The organism is Blautia parvula (genome assembly GCF_020215665.1).
Lineage (GTDB): Bacteria > Bacillota > Clostridia > Lachnospirales > Lachnospiraceae > Blautia > Blautia celeris.
The window spans coordinates 4,298,820-4,315,509 of the sequence record NZ_CP084061.1; the positions used below are offsets into that span (position 1 = coordinate 4,298,820).

The 16,690-nt window shown below is 42.1% G+C and carries 19 protein-coding genes; 12 read left to right on the forward strand and 7 right to left on the reverse strand.

All coding sequences use genetic code 11. The features are described 5' to 3' along the window. Nucleotides 1-83 precede the first annotated feature (83 nt). The 6 genes from LC508_RS19915 to LC508_RS19940 all read left to right on the forward strand — a co-directional run bounded on the left by LC508_RS19915 (nt 84) and on the right by LC508_RS19940 (nt 3,811). Entirely contained in the window at nt 84-476 is a 393-nt protein-coding gene (locus tag LC508_RS19915) for a plasmid mobilization protein (protein WP_016439442.1), read from the forward strand. After that, entirely contained in the window at nt 448-1,995 is a 1,548-nt protein-coding gene (locus LC508_RS19920) for a relaxase/mobilization nuclease domain-containing protein (protein WP_016439441.1), read from the forward strand. Before LC508_RS19915 ends, LC508_RS19920 begins: the two co-directional genes overlap by 29 nt. A gap of 27 nt (nt 1,996-2,022) precedes the next feature. Next, the gene (locus tag LC508_RS19925; protein ID WP_004606466.1) at nt 2,023-2,349 is read left to right on the forward strand and encodes a hypothetical protein; all 327 of its coding nucleotides are present in this window, start codon (nt 2,023-2,025) and stop codon (nt 2,347-2,349) included. Further along, complete coding sequence (locus LC508_RS19930) at nt 2,336-3,115, forward strand: FAD-dependent thymidylate synthase (protein ID WP_009247023.1); 780 nt, start codon at nt 2,336-2,338, stop codon at nt 3,113-3,115. The genes LC508_RS19925 and LC508_RS19930 overlap by 14 nt, the downstream gene beginning before the upstream one ends. Then, nucleotides 3,105-3,518: a dUTP diphosphatase gene (locus LC508_RS19935; protein ID WP_009247024.1), complete on the forward strand. Its 414-nt coding sequence runs from the start codon at nt 3,105-3,107 to the stop codon at nt 3,516-3,518. The genes LC508_RS19930 and LC508_RS19935 overlap by 11 nt, the downstream gene beginning before the upstream one ends. Nucleotides 3,519-3,601: 83 nt before the next feature. Beyond that, the gene (locus tag LC508_RS19940) at nt 3,602-3,811 is read left to right on the forward strand and encodes a helix-turn-helix domain-containing protein (protein ID WP_009247025.1); all 210 of its coding nucleotides are present in this window, start codon (nt 3,602-3,604) and stop codon (nt 3,809-3,811) included. A gap of 104 nt (nt 3,812-3,915) precedes the next feature. On the opposite strand, the gene LC508_RS19945 is transcribed toward LC508_RS19940, so the two are convergent. Continuing rightward, entirely contained in the window at nt 3,916-4,092 is a 177-nt protein-coding gene (locus tag LC508_RS19945; protein ID WP_008976817.1) for a hypothetical protein, read from the reverse strand. 182 nt (nt 4,093-4,274) lie between these two features. Between LC508_RS19945 and LC508_RS19950 the strand changes: the two genes are divergently transcribed. From LC508_RS19950 to LC508_RS19965, 4 genes are all read left to right on the forward strand, one after another. Continuing rightward, nucleotides 4,275-4,625, forward strand: coding sequence for a TnpV protein (locus tag LC508_RS19950; RefSeq protein ID WP_039930742.1), 351 nt, complete (start codon nt 4,275-4,277; stop codon nt 4,623-4,625). Nucleotides 4,626-4,991: 366 nt separating this feature from the next. Beyond that, nucleotides 4,992-6,911 carry a tetracycline resistance ribosomal protection protein Tet(O) gene (gene tet(O) / locus LC508_RS19955; RefSeq protein WP_000691758.1) on the forward strand — a complete coding sequence of 640 codons (1,920 nt, stop codon included), beginning with the start codon at nt 4,992-4,994 and terminating at the stop codon, nt 6,909-6,911. A 50-nt stretch (nt 6,912-6,961) separates the two neighbouring features. Further along, nucleotides 6,962-8,182, forward strand: a complete 1,221-nt coding sequence (gene tet(40), locus LC508_RS19960) for a tetracycline efflux MFS transporter Tet(40) (RefSeq protein ID WP_009247026.1) — start codon at nt 6,962-6,964, stop codon at nt 8,180-8,182. 658 nt (nt 8,183-8,840) lie between these two features. After that, on the forward strand, nt 8,841-9,413 hold the full coding sequence (locus LC508_RS19965; RefSeq protein ID WP_002801799.1) for a hypothetical protein: 573 nt from the start codon (nt 8,841-8,843) through the stop codon (nt 9,411-9,413). Nucleotides 9,414-9,707: 294 nt separating this feature from the next. Here LC508_RS19965 and LC508_RS19970 read toward each other — a convergent pair whose 3' ends face one another. Both LC508_RS19970 and LC508_RS19975 read right to left on the reverse strand, forming a co-directional pair. Then, complete coding sequence (locus LC508_RS19970) at nt 9,708-10,859, reverse strand: IS91 family transposase (protein ID WP_225305402.1); 1,152 nt, start codon at nt 10,857-10,859, stop codon at nt 9,708-9,710. Next, a complete protein-coding gene (locus LC508_RS19975) occupies nt 10,852-11,703 on the reverse strand; it encodes a tyrosine-type recombinase/integrase (protein ID WP_225305235.1) in 852 nt (283 codons plus the stop codon). Before LC508_RS19975 ends, LC508_RS19970 begins: the two co-directional genes overlap by 8 nt. A gap of 287 nt (nt 11,704-11,990) precedes the next feature. On the opposite strand from LC508_RS19975, the gene LC508_RS19980 reads away from it, so the two are divergent. Beyond that, entirely contained in the window at nt 11,991-12,413 is a 423-nt protein-coding gene (locus tag LC508_RS19980) for a hypothetical protein (RefSeq protein ID WP_002801797.1), read from the forward strand. 32 nt (nt 12,414-12,445) lie between these two features. On the opposite strand, the gene LC508_RS19985 is transcribed toward LC508_RS19980, so the two are convergent. The 4 genes from LC508_RS19985 to LC508_RS20000 form a co-directional block, all read right to left on the reverse strand. Beyond that, on the reverse strand, nt 12,446-12,679 hold the full coding sequence (locus LC508_RS19985; RefSeq protein ID WP_009247027.1) for a PF20097 family protein: 234 nt from the start codon (nt 12,677-12,679) through the stop codon (nt 12,446-12,448). A 28-nt stretch (nt 12,680-12,707) separates the two neighbouring features. Continuing rightward, on the reverse strand, nt 12,708-12,950 hold the full coding sequence (locus tag LC508_RS28635; RefSeq protein ID WP_009247028.1) for a hypothetical protein: 243 nt from the start codon (nt 12,948-12,950) through the stop codon (nt 12,708-12,710). Between the two features lie 21 nt (nt 12,951-12,971). After that, entirely contained in the window at nt 12,972-13,343 is a 372-nt protein-coding gene (locus tag LC508_RS19995) for a DUF2500 domain-containing protein (protein WP_009247029.1), read from the reverse strand. 204 nt (nt 13,344-13,547) lie between these two features. Then, complete coding sequence (locus LC508_RS20000; RefSeq protein WP_009247030.1) at nt 13,548-14,201, reverse strand: Spy0128 family protein; 654 nt, start codon at nt 14,199-14,201, stop codon at nt 13,548-13,550. A 1,206-nt stretch (nt 14,202-15,407) separates the two neighbouring features. Here LC508_RS20000 and LC508_RS20005 point away from each other — a divergent pair. Next, nucleotides 15,408-16,628 (forward strand): MFS transporter, encoded by a 1,221-nt coding sequence (locus tag LC508_RS20005; RefSeq protein WP_002584949.1) that lies wholly within the window; start codon nt 15,408-15,410, stop codon nt 16,626-16,628. Nucleotides 16,629-16,690: the final 62 nt, after the last annotated feature.

Consider the following 16,690-nt stretch of genomic DNA (forward strand, 5'->3'; position numbering starts at 1 on the left):
ATTCTCTATCGGAAGGGACAGCCGATAAAAATTAGTGAACTGTAACACTATTCGATGTCACAGTTTAGAAAGGAAGGAGGAGTATGCCACCAAAAGAAAAATCAAAGGAATTGAAGCATCGAAACATAATCTGTCTGAAACTTACAGACATTGAATTGGAAATATTAAATCAGGCCGCAAGCTCTGTGGGAATCTCTCGTTCAGAATATCTACGAAGATTGTTCCTAAATAGACCAATTCAAATTCATTATGAAGTTGTCGCAGACATCAAAGTACTTCGGGAGCTGGTCGGGCAATACGGTAAAATCGGTTCCAATCTGAACCAGATCGCCAAGTATTTTAATACCGGTGGAACTCATTCCCAGGCTATGGAAAATGAAATCCATCAATGTATCTCCGACCTCTTCCTCTTGCGAAAAAAAGTGTTAGAAATGGCAGGTGATTTTCATGGCAATACTAAAACACATCAAAAGTAGAAATGCCAACTATTCAAATGCCATTGATTATCTGCTTTTCCAACATGATGAGAGCACTGGAAAAAAGATAAAAGATGAAATGGGGCGAAGTCTTTTAAGAGATGAGTTCTACATGGATGGTCTCAACTGTGATCCGATGTCTTTTGACAAGGAGTGTAGTCTGACAAATGCGAAATTTCATAAAAACAAAAAATCATCTGAAATCAAAAGTCATCACTATATCATCAGTTATGATCCTGCTGATGCTATTGAATGTGATCTGACGGGAGAAAAAGCACAGGCTCTATCTTTAGACCTTGCCAAAAAAATATTTCCGGGATATCAGGCTCTTATCGTGACACATACCGATGGTCACAATGGTTCCGGCAATATCCATACGCATATTGTGATCAACAGCGTCCGTAAGGAAGCTGTCAGAAGGCAACGTTACATGGATAAGCCCCATGAAGAAATTGCCGGATACAAACACCGATCCACAAATAAATTCCTGAATTATTTCAAAAAGGAAATTATGGATATGTGCATCCAGGAGGGACTTCATCAGGTTGATCTTCTCTCTCCGGCTGAAACAAAGATCACACAGGCTGAATATATGGCCCAAAAATCCGGGCAGAAAAAATTAGAAGAGACCAACAAAAAAATCATTGCAGATGGATTGAAACCAAATGCCACAATGTTTCAGACGCAGAAGCAGGAACTCCGAAATGCCATCGAAGAATGCAGCTCGCATTCTAAAAGCTTTCAAGAATTTCAATCTCTTCTTTTTGAAAAATATCAGATTTCCGTCATTGAAGAAAGAGGAAGATATCGTTATCTCCATCCGGATCGGAACAAACGGATTACAGAGAAGGCTTTGGGAACTCAATACGGCAAAGAACATTTAGAACAGCTCTTCTTACGAAAAGATCCGATAACCATTCTTTATGTCAGATCGCATTTACGGTTGGTAGTAGATCTTCAGAAAAATGTGAAAGCAATGCAAAGTCCCGGATATGCTCATCGGGTAAAAATATCCAATCTTCAAGAAATGGCAAATACCATTATCTATGTGCAAGAACATGGATACAATACCCAAATCGAATTAAAAAATGCCTTTTCCGAATCTCAAAAACAGTTAGATCAGGCAACAGATCAGCTAATGAAAATGAATGCAGATTTGAAAAACATCAACCGTCAGATCCATTACACCGGACAATATTTTTCACAGAAAGCAATCTATACCGAATTTTTAAAGGCGAAAAACAAAGGCAGATTCCGAAAGGAACACACCGCTGAAATTCAGGCATATGAAGAAGCCCGTGACTGGCTGAAATCTTTTTATCCCGATGGAAAGATGCTTCCTATCAAAACATTGAAGGAACAAAAAAACAGCTTGCAGGAACAGATCGACCAGCAAAAATCATCCATCCGATCTCTAAAGGATCTGACACAAGATTTAAGAACCGTAGACAAAAATGTGGAAGCAATTCTCCACAACCAGGTTCCGAAAAAGCAAAAGACACAGGAACCCGAATTATAAATCATTTTACGAAGGAGGAATTACAATATGACACAAAATGAATTTAATGTTGTCCTTGAACAACAATATCGAAAATGTGCCGATGTCCTGGCACACAAGAAGAAAGAATACACCGGAGACCGCATTGACCGCCTGAGTGCGTTTAAAATCGCTGCCTCATTACAGGGATGCACACCTAAGGCTGCTCTGGCCGGAATGATGTCGAAGCATGTCGTATCTCTCTATGACATGTGTTACTCTTCGCTGCTCCAATTTGACTTAGAACAATGGGATGAGAAGATCACAGACTGCATCAACTATCTCATTCTACTGAAAGCATTGATAAAGGAGGAACAAGCCTATGGATCACATTGAGACAAAGATTTTAAATAGTTATACCATTCAAGAAGCAGCTCAGAACATGGTATTCGCAGCAAGGCTTACCCAACAGGGGCATTCCATTCAAAACATGGATGATCTTATGGCTCTTTATCAGAAATCTTTTACAGATAAAACCGTAGATCGGATTGCCAGTCTTCCTCATCCAACCGTACAGAAATTTACGGTGATCACTGTTGCGATTGTGGGGGCAAGCAGACGTTTTCTTGCACAGATTACTCGTCATCAAAACGAAGTAAAATTCATGAGTGCATCTCTGCAATATAGCAACTATTCAGAAAAAGCTGCATTTACGATCCCATATGAAATCCTTTTTTCCGAACAGAGATACATTGATCTCTATCTGAAAAGCTGCTTATCGGATCTCAGATGTTATCAGGAATTGTGCTCTGTGGGATTTCATCATGATTCTGCAGGATATGCCCTCCCTCATGCTTTAAGAAATATTCTGATTATCTGCGCTACACCTTATGAGTGGAAACATATGATCAGTCAGCGAATCTGCAGGAGAAATACCGACGAAACAAGAATTGTAATGTTGGACATCTGGCAGAAATTATATGAATTTGATCCGGTGTTATTTTCACCGAAGCTGACCGGTCCTTTCTGCCAGAGGGGATGTTGTGAAGAAGGTGCTATGTCCTGTGGAATTCCTATCCCAAAAGAATGGTCTCCATTAGAAATAATGAGAGCAGATTATCCTCTGCTCGTAGAAGGGAGGGAAACTGTTTATGAAAATTAAATTGATCGACTTTGGGTTAGAGAAAGATCATTATCCTTTCCGACCTCATGAAAACGATGCCGGGGCCGATGTATATATGCCTTATGACTACACATTAAAACCAGGAGAGATTGCAAGAATCCCATTAGGATTTGGTCTCATGATTCCAGATGGATATGCCGGTTATGTTTTTCCAAGAAGCAGCATGGCAGCAAAAGGGTTGGTCTGCGAACTTCCGCCTATTGATTCCGGATATCGAGGAGAAATTCATGCCATCATCAGTAATGTTAGTTCAGAATCCCAAATACTCCGCAAAGATACCCGTGTAGGGCAACTGGTTATCACTCCGGTTCTAATCGCCGACTTTGTTCTGGATCTCGGAGAAGCAAGAGATATCGGGGCTTTTGGAAGTACCGGGGAATAAAGATCATAAAACCAGAGGTGCCGAATAATTTATGATTCGACACCTCACACACTCAAAATAACTTGCAGAAAGGAATAACTACTATGATTACATTTGGAAGAAAATTAAATCATTTGAGACAGAAAAATCATCTCACACAAAAAGAACTTGGTATCGCACTTGGCTTCCCCGAAGATTCTACTGATATCAGAATTACACAATATGAAGCAACTACAAGAAAGCCTCTCGATGAAATCCTTGTTAAATTGGATAAAATACTTGGAGTATTATCACTTTACGACAAAATTAACTAACCTTAACATTTGTTCCACTACCACTATAAATTTCTAATAATCCTAAGGTTAACTGCTTTGTGTGTAGATATAAAATTGTCAAACTGGAATTTTATTTTCGCTTACTACTCTATATCATCATCATGTTTATTAGTAAAAAGACTCCCAACAAACATTCCCACTCCCAGTCCTATAGCTAATCCTAATATAGTATGATTGAATACCACGCCTAATGCAGTTCCTACACCTACACCGATGCACATCCCATATATCATTCCATTATATTTATTAGTTTTTTTCATAACTGGTCTCCTTTGCAAATTCAAGATTTATTATTCTTTCCCATTCAATAGTTTATTTACTCTTTCAACCGGAAATCGGTCTTCAATGTCAATTATTTCAAAAAAATTTAGGGGCAATTCTTTTTCTCCAATCAGAGTAAGATATTCATTAACAGCTCTGCGATCAATCATTATTTGAGGAACTGGGCGGCAAATACGAAAGGCAAGGGGATTATTTGATACCGTGCTTAACTGTACCCGCCGAAGAAGAACAGGCAATAGGCATCTGGGGGCAACGGCATTTAGATTATCTAAAACAGTACCGTAAAGTTACATACACCAATCTTCTTACAAGCGGCAGGCTAAACGCCTACCTTGCCGACATCAACAGACAGGCACAGGAACGCTTTGAAAGGCTCATAGAGGGTATGAAACAGGCACAGGGCATAACGGAACAGCTACAGGCAGAAAACGCCTTAGAATGGACAGGATGCCTCAATAACATAAGGGCTTGTGCGAGGGAGATTGTGGAAAAGGAAATTATTTTTGCATAAACAGATGATTAGTGGCAGGGGGAAATCCTGCCGCTTTTTCTGCTTTAGTTTGTCAGCTTGACAAATAAAGGGTTAAGGAATATAATTAGATTCAGTATTATACAAGGAGTTAATAAATATGCGGCAAGGTATTCTTAAATAAACTGTCAATTTGATAGTGGGAACAAAAAGTAGCAGTCCCGTTTCACTTTTAATATGGGGCTTAGTTTTTTGTACCCAGTTTAAGAATACTTTTATCATGTAATTTTATATGCCCGAAAACATATAAGTGTTTTGGGGCTATTGGAGTTATTTACCCAGTGATAGGAGTATTTATCACTGGGTATTTTTATGCCCTTTTTTGGGTGTTGATAGGAGGAAAATCACATGAAAATAATTAACTTAGGCATTCTGGCTCACGTTGACGCAGGAAAGACAACATTAACGGAAAGTTTATTGTATACCAGTGGTGCAATTGCAGAACTAGGGAGCGTAGATGAAGGCACAACAAGGACAGATACAATGAATTTGGAGCGTCAAAGGGGAATCACTATCCAGACAGCAGTGACATCTTTTCAGTGGGAGGATGTAAAAGTCAACATTATAGATACGCCAGGCCATATGGATTTTTTGGCGGAAGTATACCGTTCTTTATCCGTATTAGACGGAGCAGTATTATTAGTTTCTGCAAAGGATGGCATACAGGCACAGACCCGTATACTGTTTCATGCACTACAGATAATGAAGATTCCGACAATTTTTTTCATCAATAAAATTGACCAAGAGGGGATTGATTTGCCAATGGTATATCGGGAAATGAAAGCAAAGCTTTCTTCGGAAATTATAGTGAAGCAAAAGGTTGGGCAGCATCCCCATATAAATGTAACGGACAATGACGATATGGAACAGTGGGATGCGGTAATTATGGGAAACGATGAACTATTAGAGAAATATATGTCAGGGAAACCGTTTAAAATGTCAGAACTGGAACAGGAAGAAAACAGGAGATTCCAAAACGGAACGTTATTTCCCGTTTATCACGGAAGCGCTAAAAACAATCTGGGGATTCGGCAGCTTATAGAAGTAATTGCCAGTAAATTTTATTCATCAACGCCTGAAGGTCAATCTGAACTATGCGGGCAGGTTTTTAAGATTGAATATTCAGAGAAAAGGCGGCGTTTTGTTTATGTGCGTATATATAGCGGAACATTGCATTTGAGGGATGTTATTAGAATATCTGAAAAAGAGAAAATAAAAATCACAGAGATGTGTGTTCCGACAAACGGTGAATTATATTCATCCGATACAGCCTGCTCTGGTGATATTGTAATTTTACCAAATGATGTTTTGCAGCTAAACAGTATTTTGGGGAACGAAATACTGTTGCCGCAGAGAAAATTTATTGAAAATCCTCTCCCTATGCTCCAAACAACGATTGCAGTAAAGAAATCTGAACAGCGGGAAATATTGCTTGGGGCACTTACAGAAATTTCAGATGGCGACCCTCTTTTAAAATATTATGTGGATACTACAACGCATGAGATTATACTTTCTTTTTTGGGGAATGTGCAGATGGAAGTCATTTGTGCCATCCTTGAGGAAAAATATCATGTGGAGGCAGAAATAAAAGAGCCTACTGTTATATATATGGAAAGACCGCTTAGAAAAGCAGAATATACCATCCACATAGAAGTCCCGCCAAATCCTTTCTGGGCTTCTGTCGGGTTGTCCATAGAGCCGCTCCCTATTGGAAGCGGAGTGCAGTATGAAAGCAGAGTTTCACTTGGATATTTAAATCAATCGTTCCAAAATGCGGTTATGGAGGGGGTTCTTTATGGCTGCGAGCAGGGGCTGTATGGATGGAAAGTGACAGACTGTAAAATCTGTTTTGAATATGGATTGTATTATAGTCCTGTAAGTACCCCCGCAGACTTTCGGCTGCTTTCCCCTATCGTATTGGAGCAGGCTTTAAAAAAAGCAGGGACAGAACTATTAGAGCCATATCTCCACTTTGAAATTTATGCACCGCAGGAATATCTCTCACGGGCGTATCATGATGCTCCAAGGTATTGTGCAGATATTGTAAGTACTCAGATAAAGAATGACGAGGTCATTCTGAAAGGAGAAATCCCTGCTAGATGTATTCAAGAATACAGGAACGATTTAACTTATTTCACAAATGGGCAGGGAGTCTGCTTGACAGAGTTAAAAGGATACCAGCCAGCTATTGGTAAATTTATTTGCCAACCCCGCCGCCCGAATAGCCGTATAGATAAGGTTCGGCATATGTTCCACAAGTTAGCTTAACAGCTTGCAAAAGTCATATAAAATGAGATTTGAAAGGAGAATGTAACTTCATGTTTGCTAAAAATTCAAAGGCATATTCTGTCTACCTGCTGTTCCGATTTGTCTGTTCCCTGGCGGTTTCTATGTCCACAGTGCTTTCCATCGTGTACCACCTGGAGGTGGTGCAGCTGGATGCTTTCCAGCTTGTCCTGGTAGGGACGGTTCTGGAGACCTCCTGCTTTCTGTTCGAGATACCCACCGGTGTGGTGGCGGATTTGTATAGCCGTCGGCGCTCGGTGCTGATTGGAATGTTCCTCTACGGCCTGGGCTTTCTGATGGAGGGTGCGCTACCGTGGTTCGCGCCGGTTCTGCTGGCCCAGGTTGTCTGGGGTTGCGGTGATACCTTCATCACCGGCGCTCTGGAGGCGTGGATTGCCTCGGAGGAAGAGGACAAACCCATAGACAAGGTGTTCCTGCGGGGCAGTCAAATGGGGCAAATCGGCGGCGTTCTGGGCGTGGTGCTGGGCACACTGCTGGGAAACATAAACCTGCAAATGCCTGTCATCTTGGGGGGCAGTTTGTGCTTGTTGTTGGGGCTGGTGTTGGTTCGCATCATGCCAGAAACCAACTTCTCCCCTGCTATTGAGGAACGGCAGGGCTTGCTTAAAGACTTTGTCTGCCTGTTCAAGCTCAACCTGGGCTTTGTGAAAGGCGCACCTGTGTTGCTGGCGCTCTTAGCAATCACACTATGCGGGGGACTTGCCAGTGAAGGCTTTGACCGGCTCTCCACCGCTCATTTTCTGGATGACACGGTAATACCCGTTATCGGGCCGCTGAACAGCGTCACTTGGTTCGGTGTTATCAGTCTTATCGGCAGCGGCTTAGGTATTCTGGCTTCTCAGTTGCTCATCGCCCGCATGGAGAAAAAAGGGACTGTCAGCCGAACCAGTGTGGTCATGTCCACCAGCGCCGGGTATATCCTGTGCCTGGTTCTCTTCGCGGTGGGGCGGAGCTTTTGGTTCATGTTGTTGGTGTTCCTGCTGGCGGGGCTTATGCGCACCATCAAGGAGCCTGTGCTGGCCGCCTGGATGAACGACCATGTGGATGAGAAAATGCGCGCCACAGTCTTTTCCACCAGCGGACAGCTGGACTCTTTCGGGCAGATCATCGGCGGGCCTATTGTGGGGCTGGTAGCCCAGCAGGTGTCCATACCCTGGGGGCTGGTCTGTACCGCTTTCCTGCTGTTGCCCGCGCTGTTCTTAGTGCCGGTGGCGGGAAAGAAGCGGGATTGATATGGCATAGTTAAGTTTACTGACGAGCGGGAGATTACTTCCGCTCGTCTTCATTTAGTAGCGCAAAATTTGAGGACTCTTTATTTCCTTATTCGGTATAGCGGAGGCGGCTGTCAATTCGACATAATTTTCTTGTGATACTTTACCGTACATGAGCATTTGTTTCGTATTTGAAAGAACAAACTCACCAAATAAAAAAAACGATATTCGGGTGGGTTATTTTGTTATACCCTAAATTACCCTCTGAGTAAGCACGACCTTAAAGACTTAAAGGAACGGTGCAACGAGCAGAGCTGGGAACAGGGCTTGCATGTGCCGGAGAAAGGAAAGACATTTGCTGGAGAAGTCCGGGAAGAAACGGTGGCATGGAGCAAAGACACCTACCAGCTTTTGAAACAGGCAGAGCAGGGAAAGGTCAAAAGCTATGTGCAGGATATTGCCCTTGCGGTGCTGGATTGTAAGGAAACAGCGACCAGCCGGGAAACCTTTATCCGGCTGATGAATGAAAGAGGGTACGGGGTGGACTGGCAGGACAGCCACAAGTACATCACATATACCGACTTAGCCAGGGAACAGGCAGGAGAAAAGGCTTGTAAAATCAGGGATAACAAGCTGGAAAAATACTACAATATGGATTTTGGAAAGGAGAGTATGGAGCATGAGTTTGAGAGAAATGCACGAACAGCAGAAGCAGAGCAGTCCAAGAGAGCAGCTTCAAGAGTTAAACCGACAGAGCCGGACAGAGCTGGAAAACAGTCTGCTCAAAGAAGCGTTGGCGATGTCGAGCGAGAACTGCGAGGAATTGATGAAGCAGTCAAATCAAGAACAAGTGAGGGCAGAGCAGAACAGGCAGAGAGACGCAGAGCAGAACAGGAAGCTCATCAGCGAGCTGAAGCAGAGCGTAGAGCTGCTGAAGAACAGCAACGAATTGCTTCAAGACGCTATATCGGGCGAGATTGGGAGCCTGAAAGATGAGGTTAAGGAAAACACCGTCCAAGAGGTTAGAAAGGCGTTACAGGCGAATATAGAGGCTATACAGAGGGCTACAAAGCTTCTTGAGAAGCAGTCTGATACACTTACGAGCGTGATGAAGCAGAAGATCCGGGAGCTTGAGGAAAGTAAGAACAGTTTTTTTAGATATGAGGGCTTGAAGTTGTACCTGTTTTGGGGCGGTATGGTCTGCAATATTTTAGTGTTTCTTATGCTGTTGTATGGTATGATTAGTAAGTAAAAAGAAATCGATAAATCCTTTAGGTTAGAATCGATGATGGGGTAAACGAAAAAGCAGTTTTGACATTCCAGTGAACTGCCCCTTCGTTTACACCATTTTCGATTTGACCTAATTGAACAAAGTGAGCGTCCGGGCAGCTACTGCCTATGGACTTTCAATCTTTTGCTCTTATCCATAATTATACAGGATCTCCTATGCAGATGCTACAGAAATCACGTGTTTTCAGATAAATAGGTACAACAATAAAACCTCAGGATTTTGAGGCTAAAAAAACATATAAATAGGAAATGGGCTTTAACGCCTTTGCGGTATTCGAAGCTGTGGTTTTCCAAGATGTCCACCGCAGGATTTACATACATGGATGTTTATCCCATATAGCTGTTTCAATATTTCCGGCATCTCCTTATCCCTGAGCTTTGAAAGATATTTTTTGCATCCGAGGAGATGCCGGCATAAAGTGAGTTTTTTGTGTTTGCTGCGGGAACATAGAAGTCCATAATGCCGGATCCTGACAAAACGTCTGGGTGGCACATGCATCAGAAAACGCCGTATAAATTCAATGCCGGAAATGGTCAGTTCCTTCCATTGTCCTTCTTTCCGGTAATCCTTAACGGAAAAAGTAACATTTTCATCATCCATATGGATGATGCGGTGATTGCTGATAGCGATCCTATGGGTATACTTTCCAAGGTAATCAATCACAGATTGTGCACCGTTAAAAGTTTTCTTACAGTAAGGAACCCATTCTGCGTCATAACAGGAATCTATAAGTTCTTTGAATTCATAATAATTACGGTATTTTTCTGCTGTTCCATGAAACTCAAGCTGATCTGTATTCCAGAGATTTTTCAGTTCATCCATATATTTCCCACGAAATACTTTGGAGATAGCCCATATAGGGAGAAAAAACTCCGTACCATTGTCTTTCCACTCATTTTTCGGTGTCAGGCCGCCGCCAAGCAGTATCGTATGGATATGGGGATGAAAATTCATTTCTGAGCCCCATGTATGCAGGATGCAGATATAACCAACAGAAGCCCCGAGGTGCTTTGGGTCGGCTGTCAGTTCCTGAATAGTAGCGGAAGCCGCATGATAGAGCGTGTCATATAACAGTTTCTGATTATTGTAAATGACTGGGTTCAGAATATCAGGGACTGTAAACACCAGATGGAAATATGGTGCATCAAGTACATCTTCCCTGCGGGCATCCATCCACATTTCCTTTGGGACTGCCTGACACATGGGACAACAGCGGTTACGACAGGAATTATAATGGATCTGGACAGCACCACAGTCTTCACATACACTGATATTTGCACCATAAGCTCCTGTTTTACAGTTCAAGATGTTCCGGGCAGTTTTTGACTGTTCCGGGGATGGAGAATATTTTTCAAGGTATGCTGTATAAAAATGTCGGAAAATATCCTGGACGGTGGGTTTATTCATGGTCAGCACCTTCTTTCCTGTCAAAAGGGCTTTGAATGCCCATGAGGGATTTGTTGCTGACATGAAGATAAACTTCCGTAGATTTCGGGTCACGGTGTCCAAGCAGCGCCTGAATATTCTGCCGTTCTACGCCCTGTTCCATCAGATGGGTTGCAAAGCTATGGCGGAGACAGTGAGGGGTTGCTGCCTTTGGAAGTTCTGCATCAGCTACTGCCCGTCGCATTACCTGTTCCAGAGTACTGACTGTTAGATAATTACCGGTAAATTTATTCGGAAACAGGATGCCACGGGGACGACCTTTCTCAAACCAGTATTGTGTAAGGATATCCAGACAACGTTTGGAGAGAATGGTATAACGGTCCATTCTATTCTTGGTATCCCGGACATGGATCTGCATATTTGAACGGGAGATATCGTCATAATGAAGATGGATCACTTCAGAAACTCTCATACCTGAGGAATACATGACTGCGAACATAGCCTTATATTTGATATCATCAACAGCATCTAACAGGCGGTCAATCTCAGAGGCAGTCAGTACAGTAGGAAGCTTATGTTCTAGGATCATACGTGGAACTGTGATGTCATCCCAAAGGATATGCAGGACATTTCGATAGAAAAAACGGATGGCAGAATTGTAAAGATTCAGAGTTGTGGCTTTCAGTCCTTCCTCTTTTTTCGCAAGCAAAAAAGCCCTGACATCCTGACAGGTAAGTTCTTTGGGATTCTTATTCTGATATTTCAGAAAGTAAGAAACATAGTTTTTATAGCAACTGATGGAACGTTCTTTGAGGTTACGGATTTTCCCGGCTTCCTCAAGCTGTTCTAAATATTTTTCATACATAATAAAATCCTCCATATAAAATCAGTAGTTATCAGAAACACTGCTTTATACGGAGGGGCATTGGGGTCATAAAACCGCTTGCCAACCAAGTGGAATGGTGGTATTCTTTTCATAGGCAGTGGAGAGGTCGATCCTGTTTGATTGTTATTTTGTGGTGATTTAACAATACTACTTTTAGGACTTGCTTTCCACTGTTTTGTTATAGAAAAAAGAAAATCGCTATGCCATAGCCTTGGCAGGCCATCGCGCAGCGATTTTGTTCAATTAGAATTTGACGGGGAGGTCTCATGAGGACAGAATATAAACACAATCCGCCCATTCCATATAGTCTGCATGATATGCGGGTCAAAAAGATTATAATTCAAGATAAAACAATAGTCCTTGAATTCGAGGACGGATATGAAAAACTTACAGAACCTTTTGAACAGGTCGAGGGAAACATCACAATCGAAGGTGTGGATTTTGATTGTACCTGCGTTATGTTGCAGAGCAAATGGGGAAACTATGGAAAATTCAACGGTGAGAAATTAGAACTGGAACGCTTTATAAAGAGATACAAAAACTATAGCTTTGAAATTGTAGATGAATTATACGGGTATAATCAAGTATTGTATTCTGGTTATTTATCTATCTTAGAAACAGAAGATTTAGTTCAAATGGACATTTCAATTTACTTTACGGGCAAAATTATTTACGATACAAAAGAGTAACAAATTCTAATTTTCAATTTTACAAGTTGGAATTATTCTTTACTATCCATCCACATTAAAACCTTCTTACAATTAGGACAATGCCATGCAGGACTTTCTATAACTGATGTTTTTAGGCTAATGCTTTTTTGCGTAAAAAAGCCTTTTATTCCAGTTTTCCAGTTTTTTTCTTCATCAGAAGTAAATTCGTACCAATGCCCACCACCTTGTCCTATACCTTGAACAGTTCCCTGTTCCATTTCCATTCCACAATCTAAACATTTCATATGCTACTTTCACCTCCACGTAAATTCTTTACATAAGTCTGCTTATCAGGTTATATGCTGTGACTACATAGACGAAAATTGCGATGCCTACAAATATCATAGCATCTTTCTTCGCACCCTTATCATAACACTCCTTTGCATTTGTCAAAAAAGTTAATCCCATAAATACAAACATAATCGGTAGTGTTATATTAGTAGAAACTATGTTCATCAGTCCCAGCGAGCCAAAAATGATAGTTAATACGCTAAATATTGCTTTCCATATACGCATACATAGTCCTCCTTTACAAATTCATATTCGTTCAAACGACAAATATCTCGTTCCTTGAAAAGTCAGCCTGCCAGTATCACCTTCTACAAGCATTCCATATTCTGTTCCAGAAACGCAAAGCTCTATTCTGTCTCCACTTTCCACCAAAAACGTCACATAATACGAAGTGCTGGTTGTAGTATGGAATCCGTGTGCACTGCTCAAATCACCTACATTTGCATGTTGATGATGCGTAATGTTTTCTCGCTTTGCAGCAACGACAACTGACACTGTTAATCTAGGTGACTGATTATTCTTATTCCATGTGATAATTCCTCTCACCAAAGAGAAAATAATGATACCAACCACAATAATAAACATGATTGGAAACATAACGTTTATCAATTCAAGCATCTCAAACGCCCTCCTCGTGTCACCAGATTTTTTGTTTTGGAAACTTCTAATTTTCAATTTTACAAGCTGGGATTTTATTATCGCTTACTACTCTATATCGTCATCATGTTTATTAGTAAAAAGACTCCCAACAAACATTCTCACTCCCAGTCTTACGTTTTACATAAGAAAGGTAGTCATACACCTATATGACTACCCTGACTACTAAGCTCTATTGTTCTCTTTCTGATTATTTCTCTTAAAATAACCTAACATTACGATCAGCATTAATGCAACTGAGGCAATCATTACATGCAATTTTATATCTGTGCTGTCCCCTGTTTGTACCTGTTCTGCCGGTTTTGATGGTTTTGAAGGTTTTGAAGGATTGTCAACCTTCTTATTATATGAATTGTAAAACATTAATTCTCCATACTTCTTACCATCATTTTTTTCTGCAATTACTTGTGGAACCAATTTCCCATTTTCTCCGTTTTTGATATAAACAGCTATAATATAAGAACTTCTATCATATGTATAATTTTCTTTATCCTTACTTGTTTGAACCAAATGATAACGGTATACTCCGCCATGCTGGAACTGCAATGAAATCATCTTTTCCGCATTATTACCATCAAGTACAAAAACATGTCTGTCGTTATCAGAATCTCCCGGCATAGGAATGCCTATGTCTAATGCACGAAATTCATAAGTTCCAGTAAGATCAATTCCTTTTTCATTGCTATTTTCTTCAAAATTTTGCTTAACTGTTAACGGAACCTCTACTACATTTGACGCAGCTAAAACTTTATCAGCAGGAAAACACAAGAAACCAAACAATAGAGCAGCTAACACAAGTATCTGTCTATTTTTCTTCATATTGCGGTTCTCCTTTTTCATCAGCAGTATTTTCTAAAATTCTTCCAATTAGAAGATGTCTGCCGTTTGTACTCTCTGAAGTACAAGTAGATAGCGTTACATATCTTTCATTATCATCAAAAGATGTTTTCTTCAAATATTTTGCGTGTTCTTTAGGTCAGTTTACAAGGAACTACACGCAGACCGTGAAACGGGCTGCTGACAACAAACGGCGCTATGCTCCCGGCTGGGTGCATAGCACCTGTTTGTTGCGGGGGTTTCCAAAGGGGGCAGCGCCCCATTTGGCACACGACTTTGCGGAGCAAAGTGTAGTGTGTTATACGCTCTGTCGGCGTTGCCCTGAAAATACCGTTGCCGCCGGGGAGGGCAAGGGCATTTGACGCGGCAGGAAAGCAGGGCTTTGTTTGGGGCTGGTAAGCCGGAAACAAAGGGCTGATTTCAGCAGCAGACAGGGCGTATTATGAAAGCCCCCGTCCCTCGTCCTCCGCCCCCGGCCTATGGGACAAAAAGTCCCAAAGCTCTGGACACCGTGACCAGATGTGTGGCCACACTCCGGGAAAAGTAGCAGGACGGCAGGAAACCGTCAAGGCTGAAATGAATGGGCTGACGCCCGGCCTTGACCGTTCCCCGCCGCCCCGCTGGATGGGTGGACAAGGTGGCCAATCCCTAAAAGTGTTTGGCCGCACTCGTTCATTTTGGGGCCTTTCTTCTCCCAAAATTGAAATGGGCGGGAAAGCCCTAAAATGGCTTTCCCGCCTTGATTACCCATTAGCAAAGACGGGCGAGACTGTCAACGGCGGCGCTGAAAGCGCCGTTCATCTTGACCGTTGACTGGCTCGCCTGGCTTTGCTACTGCCCGTAAGAGATGGAAAAACAAGATGGAAAACAAGGTTAAAAATGGTTGACAAGTCTATCGGATGTGTGTTATACTGTGCGACAGTTTGAGATTGGAAGGAGGCTTACGTGTGTTAATTTGTGTACGCTAATAAGCAATAAAAAGTAGAAGTACCTTTCCACATGATGGTGGGCTTTTTTTGCGTGCGTATGCAAAGGAACACGTAGGTTTGACACGAGCAGTCTTTGAACTGTATCGTGGTGTTTTTTCGTGCTTTGTTGTTATGCAGGCGTCTGCCCTCTCTGTGGGACAACGCCTGCTTTTTATTGCAGAAACAAAGGAACAATGCAATAAAAAAGGAGGTTCGCATTATGACCCAAAACAACAATTCATGGAGAAAAACTTATTTTACACTTCTTGCCGGACAAGCAATATCCTTTATTAGCAGCGGTATTTTGCAAATGGCCATTATCTTTTATTTGGTTGCGAAAACTAATTCTGCAATCATATTGACGGCGGCAACACTGATTGGATTTTTGCCGCAAGCCTGTTTAGGCCCGTTTGCAGGTGCTTTTGTTGACCGGCACAGCCGTAAAAGCGTAATGATTGGTGCGGATTTGATAATTGCCGCCGCTGGCGGTATTCTGGCGCTGGTGGCGTTTTACATGGAATTGCCCGTATGGTCTATTATGGTTGTCCTGTTAATCCGAAGTGCGGGAACTGCTTTTCATTCTCCAGCATTCAGCGCAGCAACACCTATGATTGTGCCAAAAGAGGAACTTACAAAATGCGCTGGTTACACGCAGACCATGCAAGCAGTAAGTGCGATTATCAGTCCAGCTGCCGCAGCGTTTTTATATGCTGTTTGGCCTCTTAATGCAATTATATTGTTAGATATTGTGGGTGCAATCCTTGCCTGTGTGACTGTTGCGATTTCGTCCATACCAACGCCTGAACTATGTCCAGAAACGAAAAGACAACAGTTTTTACAGGATATGAAAGAGGGGTATGTGGTATTAAAGCAAAACAGGGGCCTCTTTGCTCTGCTCTGGATTGGTGTAATTTATATGTTCTTTTATATGCCAATCAGTACGCTTTTTCCTCTCATCTGTATGTCATACTTCAAAGGAACACCGGCCCATGCCTCTGCCGCTGAAATTGCTTTTGCGGTTGGTATGCTGCTTGGCGGAGTCATTCTGAGCATTTGGGGCGGTTTTAAGAAACGGCGGTACACCATCGGTCTTTCCGTTCTCCTGATGGGCGTTAGCAATATGCTCTCCGGGCTTTTGCCGCCAGACGCATTTCTTGTCTTTGTTGTGTGCTGTACTGTTATGGGAATTTCCGCTCCATTTTACGGTGTGCAAAATGCGATTTTTCAAGAAACGGTCAAACCAGAATATCTGGGGAGAGTTTTTTCTCTACTGACAAGCGCCGCTTCCCTCGCCATGCCGTTTGGCCTTGTCATTTCCGGGCCTCTGGCGGAGCGGCTGGGAGTTGAGAAATGGTTTGTCATTTGCGGAATTGGCATTATCATCGTTGCGCTTGCCGTATTTTTACTACCCGGTTTGAGAGAGATTGACAATACGCAATAATCAACTGCACCTTTTTCTATTACTAAACAAAATGCCTGGATGGTGGTTCTGAAAAACCAGAA

Excerpts from the sequence above, each read along its gene's own strand:
- LC508_RS19925 (WP_004606466.1), top strand. The coding sequence starts at position 2,023 with ATGACACAAAATGAATTTAATGTTGTCCTTGAACAACAATATCGAAAA.
- LC508_RS19930 (WP_009247023.1), top strand. The coding sequence starts at position 2,336 with ATGGATCACATTGAGACAAAGATTTTAAATAGTTATACCATTCAAGAA.
- LC508_RS19985 (WP_009247027.1), bottom strand. The coding sequence starts at position 12,679 with ATGAAATGTTTAGATTGTGGAATGGAAATGGAACAGGGAACTGTTCAA.
- LC508_RS19995 (WP_009247029.1), bottom strand. The coding sequence starts at position 13,343 with ATGCTTGAATTGATAAACGTTATGTTTCCAATCATGTTTATTATTGTG.
- LC508_RS19915 (WP_016439442.1), top strand. The coding sequence starts at position 84 with ATGCCACCAAAAGAAAAATCAAAGGAATTGAAGCATCGAAACATAATC.
- LC508_RS19935 (WP_009247024.1), top strand. The coding sequence starts at position 3,105 with ATGAAAATTAAATTGATCGACTTTGGGTTAGAGAAAGATCATTATCCT.
- LC508_RS28635 (WP_009247028.1), bottom strand. The coding sequence starts at position 12,950 with ATGCGTATATGGAAAGCAATATTTAGCGTATTAACTATCATTTTTGGC.
- LC508_RS19980 (WP_002801797.1), top strand. The coding sequence starts at position 11,991 with ATGAGGACAGAATATAAACACAATCCGCCCATTCCATATAGTCTGCAT.
- LC508_RS19920 (WP_016439441.1), top strand. The coding sequence starts at position 448 with ATGGCAATACTAAAACACATCAAAAGTAGAAATGCCAACTATTCAAAT.
- LC508_RS19965 (WP_002801799.1), top strand. The coding sequence starts at position 8,841 with ATGAGTTTGAGAGAAATGCACGAACAGCAGAAGCAGAGCAGTCCAAGA.
- LC508_RS19940 (WP_009247025.1), top strand. The coding sequence starts at position 3,602 with ATGATTACATTTGGAAGAAAATTAAATCATTTGAGACAGAAAAATCAT.
- LC508_RS19970 (WP_225305402.1), bottom strand. The coding sequence starts at position 10,859 with ATGAATAAACCCACCGTCCAGGATATTTTCCGACATTTTTATACAGCA.
- LC508_RS20005 (WP_002584949.1), top strand. The coding sequence starts at position 15,408 with ATGACCCAAAACAACAATTCATGGAGAAAAACTTATTTTACACTTCTT.
- LC508_RS19975 (WP_225305235.1), bottom strand. The coding sequence starts at position 11,703 with ATGTATGAAAAATATTTAGAACAGCTTGAGGAAGCCGGGAAAATCCGT.
- LC508_RS20000 (WP_009247030.1), bottom strand. The coding sequence starts at position 14,201 with ATGAAGAAAAATAGACAGATACTTGTGTTAGCTGCTCTATTGTTTGGT.
- LC508_RS19945 (WP_008976817.1), bottom strand. The coding sequence starts at position 4,092 with ATGAAAAAAACTAATAAATATAATGGAATGATATATGGGATGTGCATC.